The organism is Bacillus sp. JJ783, assembly GCF_036963225.1.
Taxonomy (GTDB): Bacteria; Bacillota; Bacilli; order Bacillales; family Bacillaceae_G; genus Bacillus_A; species Bacillus_A cereus_U.
The window spans coordinates 209,647-218,814 of the sequence record NZ_JBALMG010000037.1 but is presented as its reverse complement, the minus strand read 5'-3'; the positions used below and the strand labels follow the sequence as shown (position 1 = coordinate 218,814).

Genomic DNA, 9,168 nt, shown 5'->3' with positions numbered 1-9,168 from the left:
ATAGGGAGATGAAAAGAGATTTGACATAGCATGAGAAAAGATGTGAAATAAATAGTATATTATAGTATAGGAAAATAGAGCTATTTCCCTTACAATACATGGAGAGGGAGAATAAGATAATTTTTGTGAGATAGAACGAAGTGATGGAAGTTTGCGACTTCTCCTACTACTTGCACAGATGCAAGATAACAATATATGAAATAGGGCAGAGAAGTGAGAGGAGGGGATTTTTTATGACAGTTACAATTAAAGATGTGGCGAAGAAGGCAAATGTTGCACCGTCGACGGTTTCACGTGTAATTGCTGATAATCCAAGTATAAGTGAAAAAACAAAGCGCCGTGTTCGAAAAGTAATGAGTGAACTAGGCTATCACCCAAATTTAAATGCAAGAAACCTTGCGAATCAAACAACGAAAACGCTTGGACTCGTTATGCCGAGTTCTGCAAGTAAAGCTTTTCAAAATCCATTTTTCCCAGAAGTTATAAGAGGAATTAGTTCATTTGCACATATGGAAGGGTATGCGCTTTATATGTCGACAGGTGAAACGGAGGACGAAATTTTTAATGGTGTTGTAAAGATGGTACAAGGGCGCCAAATTGGTGGAATTATTCTTTTGTATTCAAGAGAAAACGATCGGATCATTCAATATCTGCATAATCAAAATTTCCCGTTTGTCTTAATCGGAAAACCATATGATCGAAAAGATGAAATTACATATGTAGATAATGATAATTATACAGCCGCAAGAGAAGTAGCCGAGTATTTAATTTCATTAGGGCATAAACAAATCGCATTCATTGGTGGTGGATCAGATTTACTTGTAACGAGAGATCGTTTGGCAGGTATGAGTGATGCTTTGAAATTAGGAGATATTCTACTACCGAAAGAGTATATTTTACACTTTGATTTTTCAAGAGAGAGTGGTCAACAGGCTGTTGAGGAATTAATGGGACTAAAGCAACCACCGACGGCAATTATGGCAACGGATGATTTAATTGGACTTGGCGTGTTAAGTGCACTTTCTAAAAAAGGGTTTGTTGTACCGAAAGATGTTTCTATTGTAAGTTTTAATAATGCTTTATTATCAGAAATTGCTAGTCCACCGCTTTCAACAGTTGATGTGAATATTTATCAATTAGGGTATGAAGCGGCAAAAGCTTTAGTTGATAAGGTAGAGCATTCTGAGTCTACTTCAAAATGCATTATTATTCCGCATAAATTATTGAAGCGTCAAACTTGTGATCAGTATGTAAAAAAAAGCTAAGAGTTTAACTCTTAGCTTTTTGCTTTAGAAAGGCTTCTAAACGGTCGCAGCCTTCTTTTAAAGTTTCCATACTATAAGCATAGGAAAGGCGAAGGTAGCCTTCACCATATTCAGAAAATGCCGTTCCAGGAACGACGGCCAGCCCAGCTTCTTTTACAAGATCAAGTGCAAAATCAAATGATGAAGATGTTAAGTTTCCGACATATGGGAATAAATAAAATGCACCCGTTGGCTTCTCGACTGTTAAGTCCATTTGAATGAGTCTATTATATACGTAATCACGGCGCTTTTTATATTGATGATGCATCATCTTAGGTGCATCTTTAGCAGCTGTTAACGCTTCAATTGCAGCATGTTGGGCGATTGAATTAGCGCATGTCACATTGTATTGATGAACTTTTAAAATATGCTTTGCTAAATAATTAGGAGCAAATAAAAATCCAATACGCCATCCTGTCATAGAATGTGATTTGGCTAAGCCATTAATGACAATAGTCTTCTCACGCATTTCTGGGAATTGAGCAATAGATGTGTGTTGCCCTTCATATACAAGTTCGCTATAAATTTCATCGGAAAGAACGAAAATATTCTTATCTTTTAAGATAGATACAATATCTTCTAATTCTTCTTTTGATAAGGTAACACCAGTTGGATTAGAAGGATACGGTAAAACGACGCATCTTGTTCGTTCTGTAATTGCATTTTGCAGAGCTTCAGCTGTTAAACGAAATCCAGTTTCACGAACATCTATAAAAATGGGAGTTGCACCGCATAGTCGAATAATCGGCTCGTAACCAGGATAAATAGGAGCAGGTAAAATTACTTCCGTTCCTGGTTCTAAAATAGTTCGGAATGCAACATCAATCGCTTCACTAGCGCCGATTGTAACAATGGTTTCGTTTTCAGGTGAATAATGTAAATCGTAGCGATCCTTTACAAAGTTACAAGCTGCTTCGCGTAATTCTAGTAAACCAGCGTTATGTGTATAGCTTGTATAATTTTCTGTAATGGCCCGTTTAGCAGCTTCTTTTACTAAAGAAGGTGTAGGGAAGTCGGGTTGCCCAATTGTTAAAGAGATGAGATTATCATAGTTTTGAATCATGTTAGAGAACTGACGGATTCCAGAAATTTGGATGTCCTTCACTCTAGGATTAATGAATTGTTCCATTGTATCTCCCTTTCTTCCGTTTGAAAATTAAGTTCATTTTATCATATTTTTAACTATTACGCTTTGTTTATAAAATTCCCCCGCTATTTTTAAAATTCAGTGGAAGTAAGAAATTATGTGAGGATCCAAATGTCCATAAGAGTATAAGTTGTGTGAGTTAATTAAAGTTTCACTCCATTTGTTTAAGCATAAACAAAAAAAAGCCGCTGCAAGCGACTTTTAATAACCGTATTCCCAATCTATTTCATCTTCGTTCCAAAGTACGGAAGATACTCTGCCAAGATGGACAACGGATTCATTTACAGCACATGTACAATCTTCTTCCCCTGCTTTATGTTGCAATTCTTCGTATACTGATTTTTCAACGTTTTCTAGCACAACCAAATTTTCTTCTTTTAAAACAAGCGTAGTACCCGCCATATTTATCTTCCTCCTACTAAAGTAATGATCACTTATTTGTAAACATAGATAGTATGGATTATATGCTGTATTTTGCAATAGTTGTCCGTCTAGTGAAGTGTTTTTTATTTTCTTTGTAATCCGTATTCATTGTATACTGCACGAAGGAAATTTGGTACAGGGTTTACAATCATTTCGGAAATTTGTAACATTTATTATTAGTTGTTAACAAATAATTAACAAAAATGTTAAGAAAAATCAAAATTTTAAAACAAATAGACTTATAAAATGATATAATCATATCAAAATACATATAGGGGATGACAGGCTATGGAGCTGATTCGTGATTTAATGATCCAAATTGCCATCATTATTTTACCACTATTTTTATATGAAGCGATTCGTTTAAATCGTTATCAAGAAATGCTTCCGAAGCCTAATCGCTACTTTATTATGTTTTTATCTAGCGTTACACTCGTTCTCTCCATGACATACTCTATTTGTTTTGGTACCGTTTGCGGATACAATTTCCATCCAATCCCAATTGTTAGTGGTTTTTTATATGGTGGGATTGTTGGGCTCATTCCTGCCATTATTTTTGTTGCATATGAATGGATTTCTAAGGGGCTCAGTTGGTTGCCTATCGTAGAAGTTATATTTCTTTCGATAATTCCATTGTTTTTGTCAAAGAAATGGTCTCTGTTTTCAAGAGATAAGAAGCTAATATTAGCTTTTATGATTGCATCATTTTATGTTCTTGTTTCATTAGTAGTCGGGATGTTGAATGTCCTTTTAGAAACAGGTTTTACACCGTACATATCTAATCTATATAGTGGGTATATATTTGCATCACTTATTATGGTTATGACAATGGTATTTCAAGTGTATTTGACTGAGTATTTAAACGAAAATGCATTATTGCGTACAGAAATGCAAAAATCAGAAAAACTTAATATTATAAGTGAGTTAGCTGCAAGTGTTGCACATGAAGTTCGAAACCCTCTCACTGTTGTACGAGGGTTTATTCAATTGCTAGAGAGTACGGAAGACGTAAAAAACAAAGATTATATGCGTCTCGTATTAGCTGAACTGGATCGTGCTGAACAGATTATTTCAGATTATTTAAATTTAGCAAGGCCTCAAATTGAAAAAAAAGAACATATTTGTTTATCAGCACAATTAATTGAAATGACAACTCTTATGTCATCATTTGCAGCGATGCAGGGCGTTTATTTGCAAGTTGAGATTTCTGAGAGCCTTTATACTATCGGCGATAAGGCGAAATTGAAGCAAGCTATTATGAATGTTGTTAAAAACGGTATTGAAGCAATTCAAGGAAACAAAGGGTATTTAAAAGTAACGGCTATTCAAAAAGATGAAATGATAATAATAAGAGTTAAAGATAGTGGTGTTGGAATGACAAAAGAACAGTTAGCAAGGCTTGGACAACCGTATTATTCTTTAAAAGAAAAAGGGACAGGATTAGGTCTTATGGTAACATTTAGTATTTTACAAGCGCATAATGGTACATTGGAATATAAAAGTGAAAGCGGAAAAGGAACTGAAGCTATTATTATATTGCCAGCTGTACGATATAAGGAATAAAAGTTACCGGTAGAAGGTAACTTTTTATTTTATCTTGCATTAGAAAAACATACGAAATTTCATTCATTTATTTTATCTTGTTTTGTTCGAACGAATAAACTTTTAAATGATTGAAAGAAGCTTTGCTCTTTTGAGGCGGCGACTAATTTTTTTGTTTCTTGAATTTCGCGAATAACTTGCATAAGTTGTGCATCGCGGTTGCTATCTTTATTGTAAATTTGATTGACAAGTTTATTCATTTTTTCTTCTTGTTTGGATTCTCGCTTATACATATGATTCATTAATAAGTCCATCTTTTCTTTTTGGAGTGCATCTGTTTGAGCAGCGTGAACAACTAGCTCTTGTAACATTTTTTCTTGAGAGCCTTCTTTTACATAAACTTGTTGCATTAGTTCATCTAATTTCTCGTCTTTTAAACGATTTTGTGTAATGAGAGTAGAGTTTTGATGAATAATTGCTTCATTTAATTGAGCAAGCATTTCAAGTTTTAACATGAACTCCTCAAAGTTACGTCCATCTTCTTTCGGTTGTATCTCTTGTTTATCTTGAATAACAGGGACAGGTGGGGCCTCTTTTTCTTTTAAAATAATAGGTATTGTTTCTGAAATGTCTTCTTGTAATGTAGCAGCTCTTTCATGTATAGATTTCAATAGTTTTAAATCATCCAATTTATAAATACGAGCATCAGCTGTTTTGGAAATAATATAACCGTGTTCCTCTAAGAGTTGGCTATATTTTCGGACTATATGTTTTGGGATACCTGTTTTATTTGTAACATCTTTCGTTTTATAAATAGCTTCCATGATAGTTCCTCCCCAAAAAGTATCGTATATATCATTTCAATCTTTTATGAGGACTTCCTTTGAAAAAGAATGTCGGAAGGTTATTAGTTTTCTACAGCATTAGTGAAAAGATGAGGAAAAATGAATGTTTTTGGCGAAATGGAGAGGAAAAGCTAAAATAATGTCTGAAAACATACATAGAAGAAGTTTGTTATAATAACTGAGGAAAAGAAATTGGTAGGAACACGGAGGTACACATGAAGCAATTTAAAGGTATTATCATTTCAATTATTGCAATTCTTTCTCTTTTGGTAGCGGTATATGAAGTACTTGTGCCAGAGGAGACAAGTACTAAAAAAACAACTACGTATGATCAAATTCTAGAGTTCCCGAAAGAACGATATCCAGAGACCGGGAAACATATAACGGATGCTATAAAAGAAGGGCATTCAGAAATGTGCACAATTGATCGTAATGGTGCAGCGGATAGAAGGAAATTATCGTTAGCGCCATATCCGACGAAGAAAGGTTATGATCGTGATGAATGGCCGATGGCGATGTGTAAGGAGGGTGGAAAAGGAGCCCATATTGAATATATAAGTCCAGCAGATAACCGCGGTGCAGGTTCTTGGGTAGGGAATAAGCTAGACAAATATCCAGATGGTACGCGTGTGAAATTTGAAGTGAAATAGTAATTGGCATACATTTCATAGTGGAGGAGAGGGGTAGTTATGGAATTAACAATTTCATATTCGCAATTAATGATAATGAATTATGATGGTCAGCAGCCTTATGTAGATTGGACTCCTGAAGATTTTGAAAGAGGCTATGCTGAGGTGGATGGAGCTATTATTTTTGAAGCAATCTCTGACTATACTTGTGAAGTAGAAGTTACTTGCGGAAATCATATTGAGAAAGAAGAAGTGGTTAGAACGATATCAGTTCCTTTCACAGTGAAGAATGAAGAAGTATATATAACAAGTATTCTTTCTAATAAATTGCATATTCCTATTCCTAACGGGGAATATATGATAGTCTTGCAGGCAACTCCTCTTGAAGAGCCAACAGACGATGAATTGTATAAAGTACAATACGACTTCTATTTTGAGAGTGTAGAATAGAAAAACGTGTTATCCTTTTTGAAGGATAACACGTTTTTTATTATGCGTTTGTTTTTAGGAGAGAACGAGCGTCTTTTGCTGCCTGAACCATGTGCTCTAAAGCAGGTATAACTTCCTCAGTTCTTCGTGTTTTTAAACCACAGTCTGGATTAATCCAGAAATATTTAGGATCACATACGCGTAAAGATTGTTCTAAGATTGCGAACATTTCATCTTTACTTGGGACACGTGGGCTATGAATATCATATACACCTAGACCAATTCCTTTTTCATATGTTGTATGTTTTAATGTATTAATAAATTCGCCATGACTTCTTGATGTTTCGATAGAAATAACATCTGCATCTAATGCACGAATTGCATCTACAATATCTTCGAAGTTACTGTAACACATATGAGTATGAATTTGTGTTTCATTTTCTACAGAAGATGTTGCTAAAAGGAATGATTGAACTGCCCATGTAATGTATGCATCCCAATCTTTTTCTTTTAACGGCATACCTTCACGAAGTGCAGGCTCATCGACTTGGATTACTCTAATTCCGGAAGATTCAAGTAATTCAATTTCATGACGAAGTGCTAATGCAATTTGATATGAAACTTCTTTTCTTGAAATATCATTTCGAACGAATGACCAATTTAAAATAGTGACAGGTCCAGTGAGCATACCTTTTACTACTTTCTCTGTTAAGCTTTGTGCATATACAGTTTCTTTAATAGTCATTCCACTTATAAAGGCAACATCACCATAAATAACAGGTGGTTTTACGCAACGGGAACCGTATGATTGTACCCATCCGTTTTTAGTAAAGGAGAAACCAGCAAGTCTTTCGCCAAAATATTCCACCATGTCAGTTCTTTCGAATTCACCATGTACTAGTACATCAAGACCAATATCTTCTTGGTAACGAATCCACTTTGCAGTTTCTTGTTCAATGAATTGATTATATTGTTCATTTGTAATATCGCCGTTACGCCACTGTTTACGTGTTTGACGAACTTCAGATGTTTGCGGGAAGCTACCGATAGTTGTTGTTGGTAACAACGGTAATTGTAAAGCTATTTGCTGTAGTTCATATCGTTTTTCAAATGGAAGAGGACGTGAGAAATCATCTTCTTTAAGTGATGTACGTGCCACTTTTACATCTTCACGATTACGTGCAGCTGATGAGCGGATTGCATGATGTGCATTACGATATGTTGTCAAATCGCTACTTATGCTTTCTACACCTTTAGTAAGAGCAGAATGGATAAGGACTAGTTCTTCTAATTTTTGATTAGCAAATGCAAGTGCATCAAATAATTCAGTTGCTAAGTGCGTTTCTCCCGTTTTATCAATTGGAGTATGCAATAAGCTACAAGAAGGTTGAACAATGAAACCTTTTGCTGTGATTTGATTTTGTAATGTTGTAAATAAAGAAAGTACATCATCAAGATCAGCTCTCCAAATGTTACGGCCATCTATACAACCGATAGCTAAAATTTTATCAGCTGGGAATCCATATTTTGAAATAGCATTTACATTACCTTCTTTGCCATGAACAAAGTCTAATCCAATACCAGAAACAGGGAATGTAATGATTTCTTCATAGTTCTCTTCTACACTATCAAAATATGTTTGTAGAAGAAGATTAGCATTCGGAACTTCTTTATGAATAGCTTCGTAAAGTTCTTTCGCTTGATTAATTTCATCTTTTGTTAAAGATGCGAAGATTGGTTCGTCAACTTGAATAATTTGTGCTCCAGCTGCGTGTAATTCAGAGAATAATTGTACATAAGGTGCAACTAGCTCTTTTAAAATAGTGGCAAATTGCTCTTCGTTATAACCTTTTGCTAGTTTTAGGAATGTATAAGGTCCTAAAATAACTGGTTTTCCATCAACGCCTAACTCTTTTTTCGCTTCTTCATATAAACGAAGAGGACGATTGTCTTTTAAAGAGATTTGTAATCCTTCTTCATATTCAGGAACAATGTAATGATAGTTTGTGTTAAACCATTTTGTCATTTCAGAAGCAACATGATCTTTAGAGCCGCGTGCCATTGCAAAATATACATCAAGGTAAGAGGTAAACTCTGAAAAACGTGACGGGATGAATCCTAACATGTAGGCCGTATCCAGAACGTGGTCATAATATGTAAAATCGCCAACTGGAATTAATTCAATTCCTTTTTCTTGCTGTACTTTGACGTGTTGAAGGCGAATTTCTTTCATTGTCGTTAAAAATTGTTCTTCATCAATTTTATTGGACCAAAAAGCTTCCAATGTTTTTTTCCACTCTCGTTGTAGTCCGATACGTGGATAACCTAAGTTACTTGTTTGAATTGCCATTTTAAATTCCTCCCTAATTGAAAGTAAGCATTTCCGTTTACTCGGAAATACCTATAACAAAAAGCATAAAGGCATAGAAAAATAAGCCTTCCTTTTTGTTTTTAACACCTCATCATCATCCGTGAGTCTATCAGTGTTGTTAAAACAGGCAGGTCTCCTGACTTATGCTTTATATAATTTCTTTCACCTTCCCGTTTTCACAGTGGCATAGAAAAGAAATCTCAGCATTTACAGTGGCGGGACCGTGTTGGAGTTTCACCAAGCTTCCCTTTTAAACACGAAACGAAATTTCCGTGTACCTATTTTCCTTTTGAAAGGAATTTAACAAGCGATATGATATTGAAACAAATTCTAACACAATTTTTTGAATTTTGTCCACTGTTTTAAAAAGAGAAAATTCTAAAGTTTTTTATTAATTATTATTTTAAATATTCTGATTTTAATGAGTGGAGAAAAGGTGTGAGAATTGAAATAAATTGTGGTTAAGTTTCCGAAGAAG

General features: G+C 34.7%; 8 protein-coding genes and 1 riboswitch. Of the genes, 4 read left to right on the top strand and 4 right to left on the bottom strand.

Features of this window, described 5'->3' with window-relative positions; genetic code table 11:
• The first annotated feature begins 233 nt into the window (after positions 1–233).
• Entirely contained in the window at positions 234–1,265 is a 1,032-nt protein-coding gene (gene malR / locus V7038_RS08625) for a maltose operon transcriptional repressor MalR (RefSeq protein ID WP_002111545.1), read from the top strand.
• 4 nt (positions 1,266–1,269) lie between these two features.
• On the opposite strand, the gene V7038_RS08620 is transcribed toward malR, so the two are convergent.
• Positions 1,270–2,433: an aminotransferase A gene (locus tag V7038_RS08620; RefSeq protein WP_335469827.1), complete on the bottom strand. Its 1,164-nt coding sequence runs from the start codon at positions 2,431–2,433 to the stop codon at positions 1,270–1,272.
• A gap of 219 nt (positions 2,434–2,652) precedes the next feature.
• A complete protein-coding gene (locus V7038_RS08615) occupies positions 2,653–2,853 on the bottom strand; it encodes a hypothetical protein (protein WP_002111542.1) in 201 nt (66 codons plus the stop codon).
• A 309-nt stretch (positions 2,854–3,162) separates the two neighbouring features.
• On the opposite strand from V7038_RS08615, the gene V7038_RS08610 reads away from it, so the two are divergent.
• Positions 3,163–4,437: a sensor histidine kinase gene (locus tag V7038_RS08610; RefSeq protein WP_002111540.1), complete on the top strand. Its 1,275-nt coding sequence runs from the start codon at positions 3,163–3,165 to the stop codon at positions 4,435–4,437.
• A 59-nt stretch (positions 4,438–4,496) separates the two neighbouring features.
• Here V7038_RS08610 and V7038_RS08605 read toward each other — a convergent pair whose 3' ends face one another.
• Positions 4,497–5,240, bottom strand: coding sequence for a DUF3967 domain-containing protein (locus tag V7038_RS08605; protein ID WP_002111539.1), 744 nt, complete (start codon positions 5,238–5,240; stop codon positions 4,497–4,499).
• A gap of 236 nt (positions 5,241–5,476) precedes the next feature.
• On the opposite strand from V7038_RS08605, the gene nucA reads away from it, so the two are divergent.
• Positions 5,477–5,911, top strand: coding sequence for a DNA-entry nuclease (nucA, locus tag V7038_RS08600; protein WP_002014817.1), 435 nt, complete (start codon positions 5,477–5,479; stop codon positions 5,909–5,911).
• 39 nt (positions 5,912–5,950) lie between these two features.
• On the top strand, positions 5,951–6,340 hold the full coding sequence (gene comJ / locus V7038_RS08595; RefSeq protein ID WP_002111536.1) for a competence protein ComJ: 390 nt from the start codon (positions 5,951–5,953) through the stop codon (positions 6,338–6,340).
• 40 nt (positions 6,341–6,380) lie between these two features.
• Here comJ and metE read toward each other — a convergent pair whose 3' ends face one another.
• Positions 6,381–8,669, bottom strand: a complete 2,289-nt coding sequence (gene metE / locus V7038_RS08590) for a 5-methyltetrahydropteroyltriglutamate--homocysteine S-methyltransferase (RefSeq protein ID WP_335469824.1) — start codon at positions 8,667–8,669, stop codon at positions 6,381–6,383.
• 130 nt (positions 8,670–8,799) lie between these two features.
• Positions 8,800–8,987: riboswitch (cobalamin riboswitch) on the bottom strand.
• Positions 8,988–9,168 lie beyond the last annotated feature (181 nt).

Excerpts from the sequence above, each read along its gene's own strand:
- malR (WP_002111545.1), top strand. The coding sequence starts at position 234 with ATGACAGTTACAATTAAAGATGTGGCGAAGAAGGCAAATGTTGCACCG.
- V7038_RS08620 (WP_335469827.1), bottom strand. The coding sequence starts at position 2,433 with ATGGAACAATTCATTAATCCTAGAGTGAAGGACATCCAAATTTCTGGA.
- V7038_RS08615 (WP_002111542.1), bottom strand. The coding sequence starts at position 2,853 with ATGGCGGGTACTACGCTTGTTTTAAAAGAAGAAAATTTGGTTGTGCTA.
- V7038_RS08610 (WP_002111540.1), top strand. The coding sequence starts at position 3,163 with ATGGAGCTGATTCGTGATTTAATGATCCAAATTGCCATCATTATTTTA.
- V7038_RS08605 (WP_002111539.1), bottom strand. The coding sequence starts at position 5,240 with ATGGAAGCTATTTATAAAACGAAAGATGTTACAAATAAAACAGGTATC.
- nucA (WP_002014817.1), top strand. The coding sequence starts at position 5,477 with ATGAAGCAATTTAAAGGTATTATCATTTCAATTATTGCAATTCTTTCT.
- comJ (WP_002111536.1), top strand. The coding sequence starts at position 5,951 with ATGGAATTAACAATTTCATATTCGCAATTAATGATAATGAATTATGAT.
- metE (WP_335469824.1), bottom strand. The coding sequence starts at position 8,669 with ATGGCAATTCAAACAAGTAACTTAGGTTATCCACGTATCGGACTACAA.